Genomic DNA, 23,207 nt, shown 5'->3' with positions numbered 1-23,207 from the left:
TCACGTGAAACAGGTTCCATTCGCCATTTTGTTTCACGTGAAACACTTTCGCGCGAATTCCGTCTTTGAGCTTTTGCATCAAAGCGGTAGAAGTCCGCCCATGCAGACAATGTTCGATGTCATCGTGATCGGGGGAGGCCACGCCGGCTGTGAAGCTGCGGCGGCCTCCGCGCGCGCGGGCGCTAAAACGGCGCTGGTGACGCACCAGTTTGCGACCATTGGCGCTATGTCCTGCAATCCGGCCATCGGCGGGCTTGGAAAAGGCCATTTGGTCCGGGAAATCGACGCGCTCGACGGCCTCATGGGCCGAATGGCCGATCAGGGCGGGATTCAATTTCGCGTTCTGAACCGCCGCAAGGGACCGGCGGTCCGTGGTCCCCGCGCCCAGATAGATCGCAAACTCTATGCGGCCGCGATGCAGGCCGCGATCCGGGAAACTGCCAATCTGACCGTGATAGAGGGTGAAGCGGACGAGCTTTTGCTGTCTGAGGGACGAATCTGCGGAATCCGCCTCGGAGATGGCCGGGAATTCGCCGTGGGCGCCGTGGTCGTGACTACCGGGACCTTTTTGCGGGGCCTCATCCATCTCGGCGAGAAAAACTGGCCCGCAGGACGGGTCGGAGAGGCTCCCGCAATGGGTCTTTCCAAGTCTTTCGAGCGCGCAGGCTTTACGCTGGGCCGCCTCAAGACTGGAACACCGCCGCGTCTCGATGGATCGACTATCGACTGGTCTGTGGTCGAGATGCAGCCCGGCGACGACCCGATCGAGCCTTTTTCGGTGCTGACCGACCGGATTTCTATCCGGCAGATCGAATGCGGCATCACGCGGACCACCAACGCCACCCACGACATCATCCGCGCCAATGTGCACCGCTCGCCGATGTATTCCGGGCAGATCAAAAGCACCGGCCCGCGCTATTGCCCCTCCATCGAGGACAAGATCGTCCGCTTCGGCGACCGCGACGGGCACCAGATCTTTCTGGAGCCGGAAGGGCTCGACGACACCACGGTATATCCCAACGGCATCTCGACATCGCTACCGGAAGAGGTTCAGCAGGCTATTCTGGCGACCATTCCGGGCCTTGAGCACGTGAAAATGGTCCGTCCGGGCTACGCCATCGAATACGACCACGTCGATCCACGTGAACTCGATCCGACGCTTCAAACCGAGCGGGTACCGGGGCTTTTCCTGGCCGGGCAGATCAACGGCACCACCGGTTATGAAGAAGCCGGCGCGCAGGGGCTGGTTGCGGGACTGAACGCGGCCTTGCTGACCGGCGGCGGCGCGCCCGTCGTGTTCGACCGCGCAGAAGGCTATCTCGGGGTGATGATCGATGATCTGACGTCGCGGGGAATCACCGAGCCCTACCGGATGTTCACTTCGCGGGCCGAGTATCGCCTGACATTGCGGGCGGACAATGCCGATCAACGCCTGACCGATCGGGGCATCGCGCTGGGTTGCGTTGGCGCGGAACGGGCAGGGCGTCATGCCGCCAAGATGGAAGCCCTCAAGACCGCAAAATCATTGGCGAAATCCCTCTCGGTGACGCCCAATGAAGCCGCCAAGCACGGCCTCACCCTCAATCAGGATGGCCAGCGCCGCACGGCGTTTGAGATGCTGGCCTATCCCGGCGTCGAATGGGCGAATGTCACCTCGATCTGGCCGCAACTCAACGCGATCGACCCCAAGATCGCGGTCCATCTGGAGATCGACGCCAAGTACGATGTCTATCTGGCGCGCCAAGCCGCCGATGTGCAGGCCTTCCGGCGTGACGAAAGCCTTGTCCTGACCGATATCGATTACAGTGCCGTTCCGGGTCTCTCCAATGAAGCTAGGCAGAAGCTCGAAACTGTGCGGCCCCGGACCATCGGCCACGCCGGCCGGATCGAGGCCATGACTCCGGCAGCGCTGGCAATTCTCGCGGCGTATCTGCGGCGTGAGTCCCGCAGGCCCTCCAGCGCAACGGCCTGAGGTTATCTCATGGCCAAACCGGCCCAAGCCTCCATATCGGCTTCCGACAAGGTCGCCGCCCTGAAGCTCACTCCTGTTTCACGTGAAACAGAGGCGCGGCTCGATCGCTATGTTGGTCTGTTGGTCGAATGGCAGGCCAAGACCAACCTGATCGCGCCCTCCACGCTGCCGCAGCTCTGGACCCGGCACATTTCCGATTCGCTGCAGCTTCTGGATCTCGCACCATCGGCGAAACACTGGCTCGATTTCGGCAGCGGTGGCGGTTTCCCCGGCGTGGTGCTGGCTTGTGCAATGGCCGAACATCCCGGCGCGTCGGTCCAGCTCGTTGAGCGCAATGCCAAGAAGGCTGCATTTTTGCGCGAGGCGCTGCGTGTCACCGGTGCCGCTGGCACAGTTATCCTCGCCGACATCGGGGATTATGTGGATAGTTTGCAGGCGCCGATAGATTGCGTCACCGCGCGCGCGGTTGCTCCACTACATATGTTGCTGGGCTACGCGGAACCCCTGATCCGGCAAGGCGCGAAAGCCTTGTTTCTCAAAGGACAAGATGTAGAGTCCGAATTGACGGAAGCTACTAAATATTGGAATATCAAGCCACTTTTACATTCCAGCCGCACCGGCGGACACGGCTGGATCGTCGAGCTCAACACCATTGAGCGGCGATCACTCGTCCAGCAGTAAACAGTCACAAGGCGGCCAGGCACATGGTTGGCATCGACGGAATTTTTCAAGGCGAAGGCACGGCGACGGGCGAGAGGGGTCACCCCCGCATCCTGGCGCTGGCCAACCAAAAGGGCGGCGTCGGCAAGACCACGACCGCGATCAATCTCGGCACCGCGCTGGCAGCCATCGGCGAGCGGGTACTGATCGTCGATCTCGATCCGCAGGGCAACGCCTCGACCGGGCTCGGCATCGACCGCCGCAACCGCAATTGTTCGACCTATGACGTGCTGATCGGCGAAGCCAACCTGCGCGAGGCGATCATCCCGACCGCGGTGCCGCGCCTGCACATCGCGGCGTCGACCATGGATCTGTCGGGCCTTGAACTCGAACTCGGCACCACGCGCGACCGCGCGTTCCGTCTGCGCGACGCCATCGCCGATCTGAACGTCAATGTCGATCCGGGCACCGACTACACCTACGTGCTGATCGATTGTCCGCCGTCGCTCAATCTCATCACCGTCAACGCCATGGCGGCGTCTCACGCGATTCTCGTGCCGCTGCAGTGTGAGTTCTTCGCGCTCGAAGGCCTGTCGCAGTTGCTGCAGACGGTCGAGCAGGTGCGCACGACGCTCAATCCGACGCTGTCGATTCACGGCATCGTGCTGACGATGTTCGACTCGCGCAACAACCTGTCGAACCAGGTCGTCGCCGACGTGCGCCAGTTCATGGGCAAGAAAGTTTACGACACCATGATCCCGCGCAACGTCCGCATTTCGGAAGCGCCGTCCCACGGCAAGCCCGTGCTGGTCTACGATCTCAAGTGTGTCGGCAGCGAAGCGTATTTGAAGCTTGCGACTGAAGTCATTCAGCGCGAGCGTGAGTTGCGCGCGCACTGATCTCATTGCGATGATGCTGCGGTGAAAAAAATCGCTGCGTCTTAGAAGTTTGCGAAGCGGGAGTGCGTGAGTTGAGTGCAAGGGAGACGGCGATGGCCGACGAGCGTTCGCGATTGGGTCGCGGTCTTGCAAGTCTGATTGGCGATGTCGGCGGCGAGGCGGCGCATGTCGATCGTCCGTCGCGCACGCCGCGCCGCGTTCCGATCGAATTCCTGAAAGCTAATCCGCGCAATCCGCGCCGGACATTTTCCGACGACGAGTTGGGCGAGCTGTCGGCGTCGATCAAGCAGCACGGCGTGATCCAGCCGATCGTGGTGCGGCCGGTCAAGGGCGCTACGGATCGTTTCGAGATCATCGCCGGCGAGCGGCGCTGGCGCGCGTCACAGCGCGCGGGTTTGCATGACGTGCCGATCGTCACCGTCGATGTCAGCGACAGCGACGCGCTCGAGATCGCGATCATCGAAAACGTGCAGCGCTCCGATCTGAATGCGATGGAAGAGGCGCAGGGCTATCACGCGCTCGCTGCCGAGTTCAAACGCAGCCAGGAAGACATCGCGAAAATCGTCGGCAAGAGCCGCAGCCATGTCGCCAACATGATGCGTCTGACAAAACTGCCGGATCAGGTTCAGGCGTATATCGCCGAAGGCAAACTGTCGGCGGGTCACGCGCGCGCTCTGATCGGCGTGCCGGATGCGGCGGCTGCCGCGAAGCGCATTGTCGAGGAAGGTCTGAACGTGCGTCAGACCGAAGCGCTCGCGCATGAAGAAGGCGTGCCGGAACGCAAGCCGCAGAAAGCGCGCGGCTCGGCACCGGCGAAAGATTCCGACACGCTCGCGCTGGAAAAGCGCGTCAGCGATGTGCTCGGGTTGAAGGTCAGTGTCGATCACCGCAATCCGGGCGGCACGGTGCTGATCAAGTACACCGATCTCGATCAGCTTGACGAAATTTTGCGGCGGCTGGAAGCGGGCAAGTAAGCCGGAGTTAGCTCCGCCGACGCGCGTTCACCGCGATTGAAAGCAGCGCGCGCTGCGCGATGATGTCCGACAGCGATGACTGCTTGCGCATGTCGAACGCCGCGTCCGCCAGTTGTGCCATCACGCGGCTCATGCGCTCCGTGCTGGTGTTGCGCAAAGCGGTCTCCACCAAAGTCTTGCGCGAGAAATGCAGCCGCGGAAATCCGCTCTCGAGCGCGTCGAGCTCGCTGCGTCCTTCATCGATGGAAAGCCGCGCCTTGTGCAGCAGCGCCGCGTGGCGCTGTGCAGTCATGACGATAAAGCCGGAGTTTGTCCCGGCTGCCATCGCCTTGGCGAATGCGGCTTCGAAATCGGCAGCGCGTCCGGCAAACGCATTGTCCACGATGGGATCGAGTGCAAGACCCGAGGCGTCAGTGACGATCGCCACCACGTCATCAAGCGTGACTTCGCGCTGGCCGTGGGCGTAAAGCGCGACTTTCCGGATTTCATTGCGCGAGGCTTGCCGGTCGCCGCCGAGCAGGGATGTGAGCGCTGCGCGCGCGTCGGGCGCAATCTTCAAGTTCGAAGCGCGCAGTTCGTCGTCGATCAGCCTGGCGAGATCGCGCTCGCCGTCCGCATAGCAGGCGATGGCGACGGCGGACTTGGCTTTCTCGCAGGCTTTTCGCAACGGCGCGTCCGGGCGCAGTTCGCCGGCCTCGATCACAATGCGGCAGTCGCGCAGTTGCATCCCGGCCAGCGTATCGATGCCGGCGGCAAAGCTGCGGGAGCCTGCGCGAATCCGGATCGCGCGGCGGCCGCCAAACAGCGGCACCGTCATGGCTTCATCGACGAGGCGCGACGGTTCGGCGGCAAGCTCGTCGCCGTCCATCCTGACCAGTGAAAAGGGATCGTTCGGGTCGTCGACGGCGGATGCCATCAAGGCGTCGGCGCGCTCACGCACGAGGCCTGCGTCAGGGCCGTAAAGCAGGATAATCGGCCGCGAGGGATCGGGCCGTGCGAGAAACGCGTCGATTTCCTTCCCGCGAAGCGCGACCACGACGATCCTGACGAAAGAGGCCCGATCAGCTACCGGCGATGAAGAACGATGCGAGGCGCTGGCTGATATTGTCGGCGATCACCTTGGACGCGCGGTCTTCCGCGTCACGCAAGCCGCGCGAGCGGGCGAAGCGCTGTGCCTGTCCTGGAATGTCATAGGATACGCGTGAGAACGTCGTTCCGGTCAGCACCGTCTTGTCGGTGGTGTTTTCCTTCAGCTCGTAGGTCGCATCGATGCCGTAGTTTTCGATGTCAGGCCGTGCCGTGGTGGGATCGACGATGACCGACAGCCGGGATGTCGTGATGCGCAGCAGCAGGCGGTGAGTCGGCGGGCCGCCGACCGCGCTGCCGTACATGCTGAACATCAGCGCATTGCGGATCTCGACGCCGAGGCGCGCTTCGCGCGAACCGTTCGGCAGGTTGAGCGGAGGAACTTCAACACCCTGAAGCTTGTCGCGCAGCGCCGAGCCGCCGTCCGGCCCGCGCTCGGCGTACATCGGCTGGAAGCAACCGGCCGTGAGGGCCGCAATGGCCGCCACGGCAAGAAGCCGGGCAGCGATGCGCGTATCAAACCACGACATTCACGATCCTCTGCGGAACGATGATGACTTTCCGGGGAGATTTCCCGTCCAAGGCCGATTTTACTGCATCGATTGCCAAAACGGCAGCCTCAATTTCCGTATTTTGGGCATTTCGGGCGACCGTGACATCCGCGCGCTTCTTGCCATTAACCTGCACGGGGAGCGTAATTGTGTCATCGACCAGCAATTTCGCTTCGGTTTCGGGCCATTTCGCCTCGGAAACCAGTTCCTGATGCCCGAGCACATGCCAGCACTGCTCGGCCAGGTGCGGCATCATGGGGGAAATCAGCCGCACCAGAATGTCGAAGGCCTCCCGGGCAGCGGCTGCGACGGCGGCATCGGTCTCAAGCGGCTTTGACGGGCCATCGACGACCTCGGCCAGTGCGCCGACGAACGTATAGAGCTTGGCGATCGCGGTGTTGAAGCGCAGCCGTTCAATGGCCGCCGAAACATCCGCCAGCGTCCGGTGCGAGATGCGCCGCAATGCCAGCGCGCTTTCAGGGCCATCAAGGCTGAGCGGCGTGCCGGATTTCGGCAGATGCGGAGCCGCGGCATTCACCAGACGCCAGATGCGCTGCACGAACCGGCTCGCGCCCTGCACGCCTTCCTCGCTCCAGATCACGTCGCGGTCGGGCGGCGAGTCGGACAGCATGAACCAGCGCGCGGTGTCGGCGCCGTAGGTGCCGATGATGTCGTCGGGATCGACGGTGTTGCGCTTCGACTTCGACATCTTTTCGATCGCGCCGATCTCGACGGTTTCGTTCGAGCCCAGCAACGTCGCCTGACGCTTGTCGCCGACGGTCGTGATGGTGATTTCGGCCGGCGAGGCGAACGTGCCGTCCTTCTTCTTGTAGATTTCGTGAACCACCATGCCCTGCGTGAACATGCCGGCGAACGGCTCGTCCATGCCGACGTGTCCGGTCGCCTTCATCGCGCGGGTGAAGAAGCGCGAATACAACAGATGCAGGATCGCGTGTTCGACGCCGCCGATGTACTGATCGACCGGCATCATGTGGTTGGCGACCTTCGGTGTCGTCGGCGCGTTCTCGTTCCACGGATCGGTGAAGCGCGCGAAGTACCACGACGAATCCACGAATGTGTCCATGGTGTCGGTTTCGCGCTGCGCCTTGCCGCCGCATTGCGGGCAGGCGACGTGCTTCCAGGTCGGATGATGGTCGAGCGCGTTGCCTGGCTTGTCGAAGGTCACATCCTCCGGCAGCACCACTGGCAAGTCTGCATCCGGCACCGGCACCACGTCGCATTTCGGACAGTGAATGACCGGGATCGGGCACCCCCAGTAGCGCTGACGCGAGATACCCCAGTCCCGCAGGCGGAAGTTCACCTGCCGCTCGGCGACAGGCATGTTGCCGCGCATCGCGCCTTCCAGCCGCTTGGCGACCTCTTCCTTGGCCTGCTCGATGGTCATGCCATCGAGGAAGCGCGAGTTGATCATCCGCCCGTCACCGTCATAGGCGGTGTCGGTGATGACGAAGCTCGCAGGATCCTGCCCCTCGGGGCATACTACCGGCGTATTGCCGAGATTGTACTTGTTGACGAAGTCGAGGTCGCGCTGGTCGTGCGCGGGACAGCCGAAGATCGCGCCGGTGCCGTATTCCATCAGCACGAAGTTGGCGACATAGACCGGCAGCTTCCAGTCGGGGTCGAACGGATGAACCGCCTTGATGCCGGTGTCGAAGCCCTGCTTCTCGGCGGTGTCGATGATTTCCTGCGCGGTGCCGTGACGCTTCGCCTCGGCGATGAACGCGGCGAGCTGCGGATTTTTCGCAGCCGCTGCCTGCGCCAGCGGATGATCCGGCGCGATGGCCATGAACTTCGCGCCGAACAACGTGTCGGGCCGCGTCGTGAAAATCTTGAGTTCGCTTTCGCCGTTCGGCGCGGTCGCCTGATCGAGCGCGAAACGAACCAGCAATCCCTCGGACCGGCCGATCCAGTTTCGCTGCATCAGCCGCACCTTGTCGGGCCAGCGGTCGAGTCCATCCAGCGCGTCGAGCAGATCCTGCGAATACTTCGTGATCTTGAAGACCCACTGATTCATCTCGCGCTGTTCGACCAGCGCGCCTGAGCGCCAGCCGCGGCCGTCGATCACCTGCTCGTTGGCAAGCACGGTCATGTCGACCGGATCCCAGTTGATCTTGCGCTTTTCGCGCTCGGCGAGCCCCGCCTTCATGAAATCCAGAAACATCTTCTGCTGATGCTTGTAGTAGCCCGGATCGCAGGTCGCGAATTCGCGCGACCAGTCCAGCGACAGCCCCATGGTTTGGAGCTGCTTCTTCATCGCGGCGATGTTCTCGTAGGTCCAGGCCTTCGGCGCGACCTTGCGCTCGATTGCGGCATTCTCGGCGGGCAGGCCGAACGCGTCCCATCCCATCGGATGCAGCACGTTGAAGCCTTTGGCGCGCATGGTGCGCGCGACCACGTCGCCCATGGTGTAGTTGCGGACGTGACCCATGTGGATGCGCCCCGACGGATAGGGGAACATCTCGAGCACATAGTATTTTGGCCGGGGATCGTCGTTGCGCGTGGCGAAAATCGCCCGCTCATCCCAGATTTTTTGCCAGCGCGGCTCGGATTCGCGGGCGTTGTAGCGTTCGGTGGTCATTGGATCGGTCGTCTGCCAAAGGGGGAATAGAAGCGGCAGACTAGCCATAAAAGACCGCGACGGGTCAACGCCTTAGGCGCAGATAAGGCCGCCTTAGCCCGCCAGCGAGATCGGCTGGTCGGCGGTCCGGCTCAGGCCGTGTTCGACCACGGCATTCCGACCCCGGCGCTTGGCTGCATAGAGCGCTGCGTCCGCTGCCTCGATCAGGTCGTCCTGCGGCTGGGCCGCGCCCGGCGTAATCGTCGCGACGCCGACACTGACGGTGACCGTTTTGCAGGCGCTGGTGAGGTGCGGAATCGCAAGACCTTCGACGGTCGCGCGGACTTTTTCGGCCACCTGCGTGGCGCGCGCGGCATTGCTGTTTGGCAGCAGCAAGCAGAATTCCTCGCCGCCATACCGGGCGGCAAATCCCGCGCAGGTATCGGCGGTGGTCGCGAGCACCTCGCCGATCCGGCTGAGGCAGGCATCGCCTTCCGGATGGCCGTAGGTGTCGTTGAACAGCTTGAAATGATCGACATCGATCATCAGCACGGACAGCTGGCTGTCCGATTGCAGCGCCTTCATCCATTCGAAGTCGAGGCGGCTCTGGAAACCGCGGCGATTGGCCAGGCCCGAAACAAGATCGAGGGATGCGATGACGGTCAGCCGGTCGTTGGCCGCGGCCATCTCGCGTTCGCGCTCGGACAGTTGGGACGCCATCGCATCGAAAGCCTGCGCCAGCGGAATGAACTCGCGCGGCACGGTGGTGCCCGACGCGCGCGCCGAGAGTTCGCCGCGGCCGAAGCGGTTGGCCATGTCCGTCATCATGCGGAGGGGGCGGATGATGAGACGCTCGCCGGCAAACCATGCGCCGAGCAGCGTCAGAAGCCCGACGAATCCGAGCTGCAGATAAGCGGTCCGGATATCGCGATTGATGTCGCCGAGCATGATCGACTGGTTGACGCTCACGATCATGCGCGCGCCCGTCCCGGAGACGCGGGCGAACGAGACGGCTTTCTTCTCGCCGTCGGCGCTCTCAAAGGCGATCGAGCCGAATTCGCGATCGAGATTGATTTCCCGCAGCGTGACCGCTTCGAGGAGAGATGTGTCTTTCAGCTGCTGCCCGATCAGATTCGCGCTTTCGGGCGGAGACGCGAGAATCGTTCCCTTGCTGTCGACCAGAACCACGGATACGCCGGAGCGCTCGCCGCGGTTGCTCAAAAGCTGCGACATCCACCTCAGTTCCACGGCCGCAATGATCACCGCCTCCTGGCCGCCTGCTATGGCGGACACCGGATAAGCGGCCATGAGGGTCGGAAGGTTGGCGGCGCGGCTGAAGATGTAATCACTCACTACAAATTCATGGGAGTCGCGCGCGCGCAGGAAGTAGCTGCGGTCGCCGAGATCGAGGCCGCTGACGTTCTGCTCGGTCGAACACTGCACGACTCCGTCTCCGCCTATCACCGAAAGGCTTCTGATCCACGGCAGGTCGACGCGCAGGCTCGCGCGCATGATGGCGCAGCCGCGGCCCTGGTGGGACGCTGCGGCATAGATATAGGCGGAGGACTTCAGAACGGCCTGCACCGTGGAGATGATCTCGCGCTGGGCGTCGGCTGTATGTCTTGCAAGCTCGGACAATTCGCTCGCGGCTTGTGCGACCTGTTTGGATCGCGTGTCTTCCAGCAGGCGCACGCGATCGAGCATCAAGGGAACGACCAGAATCAGCGCAAGCAGCACGAGCCGCGCGCGAATCCCGAAAAGCGCCTTGAGTTTTGACGTGTTGCGGCCGAAGCTGGCGATTGACATCGGTATTCCCTTGCCCATGCCGACACTACGGAGAAAGGCTTCAAGGACCCTTTCTTCAATTCGCTAAAATTCGAATGATCGCTAATTTGAAGGTAAGATTGCATCGATGGCTGTGGATAACATGTCGCCGGTAACATCCGATTCACCAAACGGCCTTGCCGCCGTTGAACGCGAAATCGCGCGCGCATGCAGGGACGCTCGCCGCGATCGCGCCTCGGTGACGTTGGTCGCGGTGTCGAAGACATTCGACGGCGACGCCATCACGCCCGTGATCGCGGCGGGTCAGCGCGTCTTCGGCGAGAACCGCGTGCAGGAAGCAAAGGCCAAATGGCCTGCGCTGATGTCCGGTCATCCCGGACTCGCGCTTCATCTGATCGGGCCGCTGCAATCCAACAAGGCGAAGGAGGCGGTGGCGCTGTTCGATGCCATCCACTCGCTTGACCGCGCGAGTCTCTGCGAAGCGCTGGCGAAAGAAATCGTTAAGCAAGACAGGCGCCCGGAATTGTTCGTTCAGCTGAACACAGGCGAGGAGCCGCAGAAGGCGGGGATCGCTCCCGCCGAGGCCGATGCCTTCATCGCAAGCTGCCGCGACGTTCACGGTCTGCATATTTCCGGATTGATGTGCATTCCGCCGGTCGAGGATCCGCCCGCGCCGCACTTCGCGCTCACGGCCAAAATCGCCGCGCGCAACGGTTTGAAATTGCTGTCCATGGGCATGAGCGCAGATTTCGAGACTGCAATTCAACTGGGCGCGACGCATGTCAGGATTGGGTCTGCGATTTTCGGACGGCGATAGCGCGAGAATTCGCCGAAGACGGCTCGCACCTCAGGATGACGAGGCAACTCAACTCTGCCTGCTACCCGATCGTGATTTTCGTCCGCGGCCCCAATCGCGACAACAAGCGCAGCATCGCGCTTTGTGTGAGTCCGATGCAGCCTGCGGTCGGCGAAAAGTTTTCACGCGCAAGATGCAGGAAGACGGCGCTGCCGCGTCCGGCGATACGGGGCCGGGTGTTGTGGTCGATCTCGACGATGAAATCGTAAAGATGATCGTCGCGCGTCAGCCGGTCGCCGGCGTCGCCTGGCGTGCGGATGACGGCGCGGTTGTAATGCCGGTCGGCGGGATCCTCCGACCAGGCGTCGGTGGACCGTATCATCCGGGTCGGTAGAAACGTGTGCGGCCGGGGGTGCCGGTCGGCCCGCCACCAGACCCTGACAGGATGAAAGATGCCGCGCGGCGTGCCGCCGTCGCCTTCGAACTTGTTGGCCTTGATTCCGCCGCGTCCGAGGGCGACCGGTAGGACATGCGCTCCGGCCACCAGCCAGCCTTGGTTCGGCCGGCCGGCAGCGGCATGGACCTGGACCGACGACAAAGGCCGATCACGCAACGGTGTTTGGTAAGCCCTTGGAAAACCTCTATTTCCCATAATTGCTTCCGATGGCTGCGCACAACTCCAGCTTGCGCTTTCGCCTGCAAGTGCTCTATTCCGCCGAGGACCTTCGAGATGCCCTCTCCAAGCCTCTTTTATACAAGTCGAATTTTAAAGGACTGGATGCAATGCCCAACGCCCGCAAGATCCTGATCGTGGATGACGATACCGATCTGCGCGATGCCCTGGTGGAGCAATTGTCGCTCCATGAGGAGTTCGAGGCATCTGCCGTCGATACCGGCGCGAAGGGCGCTCTGGCGGCCAAGAGTAATTCCCCCGATCTCGTGCTGATGGACGTCGGGTTGCCCGATACCGACGGCCGCGAAGTGGTGCGCAGCCTGCGCAAGGGCGGCTTCAAATCGCCGATCATCATGCTCACCGGGCACGACACCGATTCGGACACCATCCTCGGGCTCGAATCCGGCGCGAACGATTACGTCGCAAAGCCGTTCCGCTTTGCCGTATTGCTGGCCCGCATCCGGGCGCAGCTGCGCCAGCACGAAGCCTCCGAGGATGCCGTGTTCTCGGTCGGCCCCTACAGCTTCCGGCCCGGCTCCAAGATGCTGACCGGCGCCAACGCCAAGAAGGTCCGGCTCACGGAGAAGGAAACCGCGATCCTGCGCTTTCTCTATCGCGCCGGACAATTGCCGGTGTCGCGCGAGACCTTGCTGCAAGAGGTCTGGGGCTACAATTCAGGCGTGACCACCCATACGCTGGAAACGCATATCTATCGGCTGCGTCAGAAGGTGGAGAAAGATGCCGCGAACCCCGAAATTCTTGTGACTGAGTCCGGGGGCTATAAGCTGGTGCCATGAGGCGAATCAATCGACGCTCTCTCTCGGCACCCCATGGCTATTGAAGACGACATCGCCCTGTTTTCGCGCGTCCCGACACTGAACCTGTTGGGCGCGGCTGCTATGCAGGTGCTTGCGATCGGCTCCGAGCAGCGCGATTTCAGGTTCGGTGAAAAACTTTTCCAGCAGGGCGAGCCGGCGGACGCCGGCTTCGTCGTCAGGCATGGCGCGTTTCGCATCTCGTCCGATGATGGCAGCGAGGCGGTTGCGGGCCAGAACACCTTGATCGGCGAGCTTGCGCTCGTTATCGCGATGTCGCGGCCGGCCACGGCGATTGCACTGGAGCAATCGTCGGTGCTGCGGATTTCGCGCAGTTTGTTTCAGCGCGTGCTCGAGAGTCATCCGGAAGCTGCGCGGCGTTTGCGCGACGATCTTGCTGCGCGTTCCAACGATGCCGCCAAGGCGATGTCGCGGGTATCCGCGACGCTGAGATAAATCAGCAATCGATTATCAGACGTCAGATTTCGAGCGCCGCCGTCACTGGCACATGGTCCGATGGCCGCTCCCAGCCGCGCGCGACGCTGGTGATTTTGAAATCGCGAACGCAGTCGCTCAGCGCCTTTGAGACCCAGATGTGATCGAGGCGGCGGCCCTTGTTGGCGGCAGCCCAGTCCGCGGCGCGATAACTCCACCACGTATAGACTTTTTCAGACAACGGGATGCGCTGGCGCGCCACGTCGATCCATTCGCCGCAGGCCTGCACGCCGAGCAGCTTTTCGCATTCGACCGGCGTGTGCGATACGATCTTCAAAAGCTGCTTGTGCGACCACACGTCATGCTCGTGCGGCGCGACGTTGAGATCGCCGACCAGAATATGCCGGTCGCGGGCTTTCGGATGCAGCGGCGCGCAGTCGCGCATCTCGTCGAGGAACGACAGTTTGTGCGCGAACTTCGGATTGAGCACGGGATCGGGAATATCACCGCCCGCCGGCACATAGAAATTATGCACCACCAGCGGCTCGGTCATCTGCGCTTTCGCGCCGAACGCCACCGAGATATGCCGCGAATCGATCTTGCCGCAGAATGTCCGCACATCGCTCGATTCGAACGGAATTTTCGAGACGATGGCGACGCCGTGGTAGCCCTTCTGGCCGTTGAGCGCGACGTGCTCGTACCCGAGCCGCTTGAAGCGCTTCAGCGGAAAGGCGTCATCGACGCATTTCGTTTCCTGAAGGCACAGCACATCGGGCCGCACGGCCTTGATGAATTTGGCGACGAGATCGATGCGCAGGCGCACCGAATTGATATTCCAGGTTGTCAGGGTGAGGCGCATGAACACAGGCTGCGAGGAACGTTGGTAAACCGTTAGCCGGTTTTTCCGGTTCGCTCCAGCCTGACGGGGATGTCCTAATTATTCGGGGTGGAATAATTGGTGTAGTCGATCTTGAACATGCCGGGATCGAGCTTCTTGGTGGTGTCGAGGTTATAGACCGCGACGGTGGTGTCGTATCCTTGCGGATCGGTCACGGTCCATTGTTTGAGCTGGTTGTCCTTGGCGCCGATCATCAGCATCAAGCGGCTGGTGCCGATCAGCGCCTGCTTCTCTTCGATGGTCACGCTGATGAACATGTCGTCGGCCGCGACGCCGACAACGTTGGTGTCGCGCATCAGATCGATGCGGTCGGACAAGAGATAGCGCAGCGGGGTCTGCGACAGCGGATAAACGTCCTGCGTCGCCAGCCTGCGGTCGCGGACGATCACCGATGATCCATCGGCGACGAGGGCGATTGGGCTCGGATCGTCATACTCGAAGCGGATCTTGCCGGGCTTCTGAATGTAGAAATCGCCGGTGGTGCGTTTGCCGTCTGGTCCGACCTGCACGAAGTTGCCCGAGACGTTCTGCAACGACGACAGATAGGTGCTGACCTTGCTCGCCCAGGCTTTCTGGTTGGCGTCAAAGGTCGGCGTTGAGCCGCCGATGGCGCCGAACAGGCTGCGCAGATCCGGAATGATTGGCGTCGGTGGAGCCGCAGCGCTCGGACCGGCTTGCGGCGGCGTCGGACGCTGACCCTCGACACGGGCTTTCGGGGCCGGCTTCGGCACCGGCACGGCCTGGGTTTGGGCCAGAGCCTGATTTTGGACCAAGGTTTGGGCAAAGGCTGACGACATCGTGATCGCCGCCGACACCGTCATGACGGTGAGAAATGTGCCCATGCGTTGCCGGGGCAGGCAGAACGGCGGGTTGGCGAGGCGTTTTTTCAACTGTCCGTCCTGTCGGGAATGTCGTTCGATCTTTCCGTCGGGGCTAGCCCCAAGCTATGGCGATTTCGCGGCTGCGAACAGAGACTGGTCAGCCAAATCGTTCCTCGTCTTCCGGCACGAGGATTTCGCGTTTGCCGGCATGGTTCGGCTGCCCGACGATGCCTTCCAGTTCCATTCGCTCCATCAGGGTGGCGGCGCGGTTGTAACCGATCTGGAGCCGGCGCTGGATGTAGCTGGTCGAGGCCTTGCGGTCGCGTTTGACGATGGCCACCGCCTGCGAGAACAGGTCGCCTTCGCCGCCATTGGCGCCCATGCTGGTGCCGTCGAACACCGCGTTGCCTTCTTCGTCGGTTTCTTCTTCGGCCGTGACCGCTTCGAGATATTCCGGCTGGCCCTGCGCCTTGAGATGGCGAACGATCTTCTCGACTTCCTCGTCCGAGACGAAGGGACCGTGGACGCGGCTGATGCGCCCGCCGCCGGCCATGTAAAGCATGTCGCCCTGACCGAGCAGCTGCTCGGCGCCCATTTCACCGAGAATGGTGCGGCTGTCGATCTTCGACGTCACCTGGAAGGAGATGCGGGTGGGGAAGTTCGCCTTGATGGTGCCGGTGATGACGTCGACCGATGGACGCTGCGTCGCGAGGATCACATGCAGGCCTGCGGCGCGCGCCATCTGCGCAAGGCGCTGTACAGCGCCTTCGATGTCCTTGCCGGCCACCATCATCAGGTCGGCCATTTCGTCCACGATGATGACGATGTAGGGCAGCGGCTCGAGTTCGAGCTTCTCTTCCTCGTAGATCGCCTTGCCGGTTTCCTTGTCGAAGCCGGTATGCACCGTGCGCGTCAGTTCCTCGCCCTTGGCCTTTGCCTCGGCGACGCGCGCGTTGTAGCCGTCGATGTTGCGCACGCCGAGCTTGGACATGCTCTTGTAGCGCTGCTCCATTTCGCGCACGGCCCACTTCAGCGCGACCACGGCCTTCTTCGGATCGGTCACGACCGGCGTCAGCAGATGCGGGATGCCGTCATAGACCGAGAGTTCGAGCATCTTCGGATCGACCATGATGAGGCGGCACTGATCGGGACGCAGCCGATAGACCAGCGACAGGATCATGGTGTTGATGGCGACCGATTTGCCGGAGCCGGTGGTGCCCGCGATGAGAAGATGCGGCATGCGCGCGAGATCGACGATCACCGAGACGCCGCCGATGGTCTTGCCGAGGCACAGCGGCAGCTTGGCGGAGGATTCGTTGCCTTCCTTCGCAACCAGCAGCTCGCGCAAATAGACCTTCTCGCGATGCGGGTTGGGCAGTTCGATGCCGATGGCGTTGCGCCCGGGCACGACGGCGACGCGGGCCGACACCGCGCTCATCGAGCGGGCGATGTCGTCGGCGAGGCCGATCACACGCGATGACTTGATGCCGGGTGCCGGCTCCAGTTCGTACAGTGTGACCACGGGGCCGGGATGCGCGTTGGTGATTTCGCCGCGCACGCCGAAGTCCTGCAACACGCCTTCCAGCGCGCGCGAATTGTTTTCCAGTTCGTCCTTGCTCAGCGTCAGGCGGTCGGAGGCCTTGGGCGCGGCCAGCACCGACACTGGCGGCAGCACGAATACGCCCTTGCGGCCGGAAGGCTTCGGCTCGGCGCGCTTGCGTGGTGCGCGGGCGGCGGGCTCTTCCTCTTCCTCCTCATCGTCCTCTTCGTCTTCGTAATCATCCTCGGCCTGCGGCACCAGCGACGGTGCGCGGCGGCCGTTTCCGAGATTAGGCTCCATCCGCTCGAAGGACACGGTGTGCTTCGATTCCGCGCGTCCGACCAGCATCGCGAAAACCGCCGACAGCGTGCGCATCACCCGCACCTTCGCACTCATGGCGGTGTGAACGATCCATCCGAGCGAGATTAATCCGCGGTCATCCTCGTCCTCGACGTCGTCGTCCATCATCGGCGGGCGGGTCCGCTCCGCGATCTTTTCCTTCGCGCCTGCGCCACATGCGAAAATCAAACTGGCGACCATCGCGGCGAACAGAACCAGGCCCAGAATGCCGCGATAGATGATGCCGGGAGGCCCGAACACCACCGCCGGAAAGCGCACCAGCGCATCGCCCACAACACCGCCGAGACCGGTCGGCAACGGCCAAGCGCCGCTGCGCGGCAGGCAGCTCGCAAAACCCGCGGCGATTACGGCGCACAGGATCCAGCACGCGACCCGCAAGGCTTCGCGATCGAAATGACGATGGGTCAGAAGCCGCCAGCCCCAGACCGAGACGGGCAGGATCAGCATGATCGAGCCGAGCCCGAGAATCTGCATCAGCATGTCGGCGCCGATCGCGCCCGGACGGCCCATGAGATTGCGGATCGAGCCGGATGTCGCGTGGCTGAGACTCGGGTCCTGCACCGACCATGTCATGAGGGCCGCGGCCACGACGCACGACAGCGCGATGACGCCGAGGCCTGTCAGTTCGCGCAGACGTCGTCCGAGCATCTCGCGGATGGGATCGGACATCTGGCCGACAATGGGAATGACACGTTCGATCGCTGGCATGATTTTCTATGAGCCCCGCGTTTCGTTCAAGACTTCGACCATTCGATGCAGCGCCTCAGCCGTCGTTTCACTGTCCTGCACCATGGCGACGCGGATATATCCGCCGCCAGGATTGCTGCCATCGGCCTGCGGCCGTGCCAGATAACTTCCCGGCACCACACGCACGCCGCCGTCCCGGAAAAGTTTCACAGTCGCTTCCTCGTCGCCGCCATGGGCGGAGACGTCGAGCCAGATGCAAAAACCGCCTGCGGGACGCCGGTAACCGAAACGGTTGCCGAGGATCTGATCCGCCAGATCGAACTTGATCCGGTAAAGCCTGCGGTTCTCATCGACATGACTTTCGTCGCTGTAGGCAGCGATGGCGACATGCTGCAGCGGCACCGGCACCTGAGGTGCGGCGACATTGCGCAGTTCATGAAAGCGCGAGAGAAAATTTTTGTCGCCTGCGACGAAGCCGACGCGCATCCCCGGCAGGTTCGAGCGCTTGGAAAGCGACTGGAACGCGACAACGTTTTTGAAATCCGCGCCGGCCGCGGCCAGCATGCTGCCTGGCGCGTCCTGCGTGTAGATTTCGGAATAGCATTCGTCGCTGAGCACGATGAAGCCGTAGCGGTCGGCGAGTTGCTTGACGCGATCGAAGTAGCCGCGCGTCGGGACCGAGCCTTGCGGATTCGCAGGCGAGGCGAGATAGAACGCGACGGTGCGCTCCAGCGTTTCGGTGGTGAGCTTGTCGAGATCAGGCAGAAATCCATTCTCGCGCGTGGTCGGAAGAAACACCGCCTCGCATCCGGCGGCGCGCGCACCGGCGGCGTAGGCCGGATAAAACGGATTGGGCATCAGGATCGCGGGCGTGCCCTTGCGCGGACTGACGTAACGCGCCGCCGCGATGGCCGCGAAAAACAGACCCTCGCGGCTGCCGTTGAGCACCAGGATTTCGCTCTCGGGATCGACGGCGCGGGCGAGGCCGAATCGCTTGGTCACCCAGGCCGCGGCCGCCTGCCGGAACGGTTCGATGCCCTTGGCGATGGGGTAGCGGCCGAATTCGTTGATATGCTTGGCCAGCACCGGCCCGACGAAGCCCGGCACGGGGTGCTGAGGCTCCCCAAGTGACATATTTATCAATGGTTTACCCGGCTTGTGCGGGCTCAGCAGTTCGGTCAGCCGGGCAAAGGGAGACCGCTCGCCGGCCTGAGCACCCTCTTGGGCGCCGGCAGGGGAAGCCGTGCGGGAAGAAGCGGTCATGGCCATGTCAGAGCGCCAGCACTTTTGGTCCTTCGATCTCGTCCGGAAAACGCCCGGAGGATCGCGCAGGATTGGATCACATCACCATAGGTACGGCGAGGTTAAGACGCGATTAACCATCGCCCGGCGGCCGTGGGTTTGATCTTGGATTTCGCCGCGTCTTTAGAAGGAGATGGCCGGATCGGGAAGACCCAAAAAGTAAGGGCCCCAGCTTGCGCTGGGGCCCTCCGACGGAAAGGGCATTGCCGGGTTTGTGCCCTGACCGTTGTCCTTATTTAGATTGAGCATGATCTTTTCGGAAAACCGGTATCCACTTTTCCGGATCATGCTCCCTACATGTTGTAGGCGCGCTCGGTGTGGTCGGTGACGTCCAGACCCTCACGCTCCTGGTCGACGCTGGCACGCAGCCCGACGATCACATCGACGACCTTGAACAAGATCGCCGATCCGATGCCGGAGAGCAGCAGCGTGGTGCCGACGCCCCAGCACTGCGAGATCATCTGCGCGGCGAAGTCGTATTCGCCGATCTTGCCGGTGGTGTAGTCCATGACGCCCGCGCCGCCGAGGGCCGGGTTGACAAGGATGCCGGTGCCGAGAGCGCCGACGATGCCGCCGATGCCGTGGATGCCGAACACGTCGAGCGAGTCGTCATAGCCGAGCGCATTCTTCACCACGGTGCAGAAGAACAGGCAGACGACGCCGACAACGAGGCCGAGCACGATGGCTCCCATCGGACCGGAGAAACCGGCCGCAGGTGTCACCGCGACGAGACCGGCAACCGCGCCCGACAACGCGCCGAGCAGCGAGGGATGGCCCTTGATGATCCATTCCGCGAACATCCACGACAGCGCCGCCGCAGCGGTGGCAACGAAGGTGTTCACCATGGCCAGCGCAGCGCCGCCGTTGGCTTCGAGGTTCGATCCGGCGTTGAAGCCGAACCAGCCCACCCAGAGAAGGGCTGCGCCGATCATGGTCATGGTCAGCGAATGCGGAGCCATCAGCTCCTTACCGTAGCCGGTGCGCTTGCCGATGATGAGCGCGCCGACAAGGCCCGCCACGCCGGCGTTGATGTGCACCACGGTGCCGCCTGCGAAGTCCAGCGCGCCTTTCTTGAAGATGAAGCCGCCGTCGGCCATCACTTCGTCGAGTTTCGTCTGTGCCGCAGCCTTTGCAGCGCCGTCAGCCGCAGCCGCCAGAGCCTTTGCCGCATCGGTGATCGCATCCGGTCCGGCCCAGTACCAAACCATGTGCGCCATCGGGAAGTAGATGAGCGTCACCCAGAGAGGAACGAACAGTGCGATCGCAGCGAACTTCGTGCGTTCGGCGAATGCGCCAACGATGAGGGCCGGAGTGATCGCCGCGAAGGTGAGCTGGAAGCAGAAGTAAGCCAGCTCGGCGATGTTGACGTCAGCGCTGAAGGTTGCTGCCGCGGAGTCGGTGGTGATGCCGGACATGAAGGCTTTGGAGAAGCCTCCGATGAAATCCGAACCGCCGGTGAAGGCGAGGCTGTAGCCGTAGACCGCCCAGATGATGGTGACGATGCAGACCGTGTAGAAAACCTGAGCCAGCACCGAGAGCATGTTCTTGGAGCGGACCAGTCCGCCGTAAAACAACGCAAGGCCGGGAATGGTCATCAGCAGCACGAGAATTGCCGATGTCATGACCCAGGCGTTGTCGCCCTTGTTGATCGTAGGCGCTGCGTAGGCGGCCGTCGTGGCGAACATGCCGACTGCGAGGGCTGCCAATCCCGCGCTGGTGGGACGCTTGAACGTCATTTGTTATACTCCTGAATGAAGATGAGATTGCGCGAAATCAAAGCGCCGCGGCATCGGCCTCACCCGTGCGGATGCGCACCGCATGGTCGAGGTTGATGACGAAGATCTTGCCGTCGCCGATCTGGCCGGTCTTTGCAGCACCGGTGATCGCTTCGATGGTCTTGTCGACTTGGGCCGAGGCGACAGCGACCTCGATCTTGATCTTGGGCAGGAAACTCACGGCGTATTCAGCGCCGCGATAGATTTCCGTATGGCCCTTCTGGCGGCCATATCCCTTGACTTCCGTCACCGTGAGGCCGTGAACGCCGATGGCGGTCAGGGCATCGCGGACCTCTTCCAGCTTGAATGGCTTGATGATGGCCATAACAATTTTCATGGATTTTTCCCCGCTTGGGCCCGGTCGAACAGACCGGGCAATCTCGACTGAGGGTCACCGCGCGAAGAAAGATCACTCCACGGGCACAGCCGGATCCCTTAGAATCAAATGCCGTGCCAGAACCGCCGAATTCCCTAACGGTTTATGAATCCGAGGGTTTTCGGCGTGAATGGGCGTGATGCAAGATTGGGCGGTTTTGCCGAGCCTAAAAGATCGACAGCAATGCTAAAAACATAGGCACGTCAGGCTGCCGACACATTCGTGCCCACCGGACAAGCAAAAGGTATCCGCGCCCGGTCAAACCGGGCCCGTACAGCCTCCAATTGTGGCGCTTTATTGCAACGCCTCACCATGCTGGGTGATGTCGAGGCCCTCGACCTCGTGCTCGTGCGACACCCGCAGGCCGGCCAGCATGTCGACGATCTTCAGGAGAATGAAGGTCATGCCGCCGGTCCAGACGAAGACGGCGGCAACGCCGTAGGCCTGGGTCAGCAGCAGCCGGGAATTGCCTTCGATCAGCCCGGCGGTTCCGCCGATGGCGGCGGTGGCGAACACGCCGGTCATCAAGGTGCCCAGCAGTCCGCCGATGCCGTGAATGCCGAACACGTCGAGCGTGTCGTCGTAATTGAAACGATGCTTGAGGCTGGTGCAGGCCCAGAAGCAGACAGCGCCCGCGACGACACCGATCACAATGCCATGCCACGGCTCCACGAAGCCCGACGCGGGGGTAATGGTGCCGAGACCGGCGACGGCGCCTGAAATCATGCCGAGCACCGAGGGCTTCCGCCGCGTGATCCATTCGATCACGCACCATGTCAGCGCGCCCGCGCACGCCGCCAGATGCGTCGCGAGGATCGCCATCACGGCGCGTGAATTGGCTTGCAGCGCCGAGCCGCCGTTGAAACCGAACCAACCGACCCACAACAGGCCGGTGCCGATCACCGCGAGCGAGAGATCGTAAGGCGACAGGTTCTCGGTGCCGTAACCGCGCCGCCGCCCCATCACGACTGCTGCGACGAGGCCGGCGGTGCCGGCGCTGAGATGCACCACAAGGCCGCCGGCGAAATCGAGCACGCCCGCCTGCGCGAGGAAACCGCCGCCCCACACCCAGTGCGCGAGCGGCACGTAGACCAGCGTGAACCATCCGATGCAGAACAGCACGTAAGACGAAAACCGCATCCGGTCCGCGACCGATCCCGCCACCAGCGCCACGGTAATGACCGCGAAGGTCATCTGGTAGATCACGAACAGCGCTTCCGGAATCGTCTTCGCTGCGGGATTGACGCCATCCATGGTCATGCCGGAAATCATGAAGCGCTCGAGCGTGCCGATCCATGCGCCGTCGCCGACAAAGACCAGGCTGTAGCCGTAGACCACCCAGAGAATCGAAATCAGCGCCACCGCGATCAGGCTCTGCGCCATTGTCGCCAGTACATTTTTCTTGCGCACCATGCCGGCGTAGAAGAGCGCGAGGCCGGGGATAGTCATCATCAGCACGAGCGCGGTCGCTGTGATCATCCATGCCGTGTCGGCGGCGTCGATCTTTGCAGTCTCCGCGAAAGCGGGCGTTATGAATGCGAATGCTGTGAACGAAACGCATGTCACGAAAAATGCCGTCGCAGTGGATGCGGCGGCCCGCGGCAATCTCAGCATGGTAACCCCCCGGCTCGGATGACCTTGCAGCGTCTTGGATGCGCCGTGCGGTCGCTTGGTGATGCTGTCGAAAATTCTAAATTTTAAAGCGCGTCGTTGTCGGTTTCGCCGGTGCGGATGCGGACGGCATTTTCGATCGGCGTGACGAACACCTTGCCGTCGCCGATCTGGCCGGTCCGCGCGCCGGCGGTGATGACCTGCACGGCCTTGTCGGCGAGATCCGATCCGACCGCGATTTCGATGCGCAGCTTGGGCAGGAAATTCACGATGTATTCCGCGCCCCGATAGATCTCGGTGTGACCCTTCTGGCGGCCAAAGCCCTTCACCTCGGTGACCGTCATGCCATGCACCCCGATCGAGGTGAGGGCCTGGCGAACCTCTTCAAGCTTGAAGGGTTTGATGATTGCGGTGATGAGCTTCATGATCGCGCTTCGCCCCTTAAATCAAATGCGACAGTCTCATTCGTCTTTACGCGGACGTGCGCTTATTCGCCACTCTTTTGGGCAAAGGTGCAGAAAAATATGCAGGTTTCGTCGAAAACCGTTGCGGCAAAGCGCGGTCCGTTTGTAGCATTCGCCGTCTTGGGGGCTGAGACCAATCGCATTTTTGT

Annotated in this window: 20 protein-coding genes; 7 read left to right on the top strand and 13 right to left on the bottom strand. The window is 62.5% G+C overall.

From position 1 onward, the window contains the following. The first annotated feature begins 100 nt into the window (after nt 1-100). The 4 genes from mnmG to AC1RKJ_RS13325 all read left to right on the top strand — a co-directional run bounded on the left by mnmG (nt 101) and on the right by AC1RKJ_RS13325 (nt 4,505). Nucleotides 101-1,972 (top strand): tRNA uridine-5-carboxymethylaminomethyl(34) synthesis enzyme MnmG, encoded by a 1,872-nt coding sequence (mnmG, locus tag AC1RKJ_RS13340; protein WP_492791431.1) that lies wholly within the window; start codon nt 101-103, stop codon nt 1,970-1,972. Nucleotides 1,973-1,981: 9 nt separating this feature from the next. After that, entirely contained in the window at nt 1,982-2,653 is a 672-nt protein-coding gene (rsmG, locus tag AC1RKJ_RS13335) for a 16S rRNA (guanine(527)-N(7))-methyltransferase RsmG (protein WP_492791430.1), read from the top strand. Nucleotides 2,654-2,676: 23 nt separating this feature from the next. Then, nucleotides 2,677-3,531: a ParA family protein gene (locus AC1RKJ_RS13330; RefSeq protein WP_492791429.1), complete on the top strand. Its 855-nt coding sequence runs from the start codon at nt 2,677-2,679 to the stop codon at nt 3,529-3,531. A gap of 92 nt (nt 3,532-3,623) precedes the next feature. Then, the gene (locus AC1RKJ_RS13325; protein ID WP_492791428.1) at nt 3,624-4,505 is read left to right on the top strand and encodes a ParB/RepB/Spo0J family partition protein; all 882 of its coding nucleotides are present in this window, start codon (nt 3,624-3,626) and stop codon (nt 4,503-4,505) included. A 7-nt stretch (nt 4,506-4,512) separates the two neighbouring features. On the opposite strand, the gene holA is transcribed toward AC1RKJ_RS13325, so the two are convergent. The 4 genes from holA to AC1RKJ_RS13305 all read right to left on the bottom strand — a co-directional run bounded on the left by holA (nt 4,513) and on the right by AC1RKJ_RS13305 (nt 10,526). After that, nucleotides 4,513-5,541: a DNA polymerase III subunit delta gene (gene holA / locus AC1RKJ_RS13320; protein WP_492791427.1), complete on the bottom strand. Its 1,029-nt coding sequence runs from the start codon at nt 5,539-5,541 to the stop codon at nt 4,513-4,515. Between the two features lie 25 nt (nt 5,542-5,566). Continuing rightward, complete coding sequence (locus AC1RKJ_RS13315) at nt 5,567-6,121, bottom strand: LPS assembly lipoprotein LptE (protein WP_492791426.1); 555 nt, start codon at nt 6,119-6,121, stop codon at nt 5,567-5,569. Continuing rightward, nucleotides 6,108-8,741: a leucine--tRNA ligase gene (leuS, locus tag AC1RKJ_RS13310; protein ID WP_492791425.1), complete on the bottom strand. Its 2,634-nt coding sequence runs from the start codon at nt 8,739-8,741 to the stop codon at nt 6,108-6,110. The genes AC1RKJ_RS13315 and leuS overlap by 14 nt, the downstream gene beginning before the upstream one ends. A gap of 93 nt (nt 8,742-8,834) precedes the next feature. Further along, on the bottom strand, nt 8,835-10,526 hold the full coding sequence (locus AC1RKJ_RS13305) for a diguanylate cyclase domain-containing protein (RefSeq protein ID WP_492791424.1): 1,692 nt from the start codon (nt 10,524-10,526) through the stop codon (nt 8,835-8,837). A gap of 106 nt (nt 10,527-10,632) precedes the next feature. On the opposite strand from AC1RKJ_RS13305, the gene AC1RKJ_RS13300 reads away from it, so the two are divergent. Continuing rightward, complete coding sequence (locus AC1RKJ_RS13300) at nt 10,633-11,322, top strand: YggS family pyridoxal phosphate-dependent enzyme (RefSeq protein WP_492791423.1); 690 nt, start codon at nt 10,633-10,635, stop codon at nt 11,320-11,322. Between the two features lie 61 nt (nt 11,323-11,383). Here the strand turns inward: AC1RKJ_RS13300 and AC1RKJ_RS13295 are convergent, their stop codons facing one another. Further along, nucleotides 11,384-11,953: a L,D-transpeptidase family protein gene (locus AC1RKJ_RS13295; protein ID WP_492791422.1), complete on the bottom strand. Its 570-nt coding sequence runs from the start codon at nt 11,951-11,953 to the stop codon at nt 11,384-11,386. A gap of 131 nt (nt 11,954-12,084) precedes the next feature. Here AC1RKJ_RS13295 and AC1RKJ_RS13290 point away from each other — a divergent pair, with 131 nt between their 5' ends. Beyond that, the gene (locus AC1RKJ_RS13290; protein ID WP_492791421.1) at nt 12,085-12,771 is read left to right on the top strand and encodes a response regulator transcription factor; all 687 of its coding nucleotides are present in this window, start codon (nt 12,085-12,087) and stop codon (nt 12,769-12,771) included. A 33-nt stretch (nt 12,772-12,804) separates the two neighbouring features. After that, entirely contained in the window at nt 12,805-13,245 is a 441-nt protein-coding gene (locus AC1RKJ_RS13285; RefSeq protein WP_492791420.1) for a cyclic nucleotide-binding domain-containing protein, read from the top strand. A gap of 22 nt (nt 13,246-13,267) precedes the next feature. Here AC1RKJ_RS13285 and AC1RKJ_RS13280 read toward each other — a convergent pair whose 3' ends face one another. The 8 genes from AC1RKJ_RS13280 to AC1RKJ_RS13245 form a co-directional block, all read right to left on the bottom strand. Further along, nucleotides 13,268-14,083 (bottom strand): exodeoxyribonuclease III, encoded by an 816-nt coding sequence (locus AC1RKJ_RS13280; RefSeq protein WP_492791419.1) that lies wholly within the window; start codon nt 14,081-14,083, stop codon nt 13,268-13,270. 74 nt (nt 14,084-14,157) lie between these two features. Next, nucleotides 14,158-14,919 (bottom strand): outer membrane lipoprotein carrier protein LolA, encoded by a 762-nt coding sequence (locus AC1RKJ_RS13275; protein ID WP_492792734.1) that lies wholly within the window; start codon nt 14,917-14,919, stop codon nt 14,158-14,160. A gap of 181 nt (nt 14,920-15,100) precedes the next feature. After that, nucleotides 15,101-17,551 (bottom strand): DNA translocase FtsK, encoded by a 2,451-nt coding sequence (locus AC1RKJ_RS13270; RefSeq protein ID WP_492791418.1) that lies wholly within the window; start codon nt 17,549-17,551, stop codon nt 15,101-15,103. Nucleotides 17,552-17,557: 6 nt separating this feature from the next. Beyond that, nucleotides 17,558-18,799, bottom strand: coding sequence for an aminotransferase class I/II-fold pyridoxal phosphate-dependent enzyme (locus tag AC1RKJ_RS13265; RefSeq protein ID WP_492791417.1), 1,242 nt, complete (start codon nt 18,797-18,799; stop codon nt 17,558-17,560). A gap of 326 nt (nt 18,800-19,125) precedes the next feature. Next, nucleotides 19,126-20,568 (bottom strand): ammonium transporter, encoded by a 1,443-nt coding sequence (locus tag AC1RKJ_RS13260; protein ID WP_492791416.1) that lies wholly within the window; start codon nt 20,566-20,568, stop codon nt 19,126-19,128. A gap of 37 nt (nt 20,569-20,605) precedes the next feature. Further along, complete coding sequence (locus AC1RKJ_RS13255; protein ID WP_492791415.1) at nt 20,606-20,944, bottom strand: P-II family nitrogen regulator; 339 nt, start codon at nt 20,942-20,944, stop codon at nt 20,606-20,608. Nucleotides 20,945-21,277: 333 nt separating this feature from the next. Next, on the bottom strand, nt 21,278-22,597 hold the full coding sequence (locus AC1RKJ_RS13250) for an ammonium transporter (RefSeq protein ID WP_492791414.1): 1,320 nt from the start codon (nt 22,595-22,597) through the stop codon (nt 21,278-21,280). Nucleotides 22,598-22,680: 83 nt separating this feature from the next. After that, nucleotides 22,681-23,019 carry a P-II family nitrogen regulator gene (locus AC1RKJ_RS13245; protein WP_492791413.1) on the bottom strand — a complete coding sequence of 113 codons (339 nt, stop codon included), beginning with the start codon at nt 23,017-23,019 and terminating at the stop codon, nt 22,681-22,683. Nucleotides 23,020-23,207: the final 188 nt, after the last annotated feature.

This window comes from Afipia sp. GW822-FHT04G07, assembly GCF_058800765.1.
Note: the sequence above shows the minus strand (reverse complement) of the source record. Positions and strands in the feature narration are given on the sequence as shown.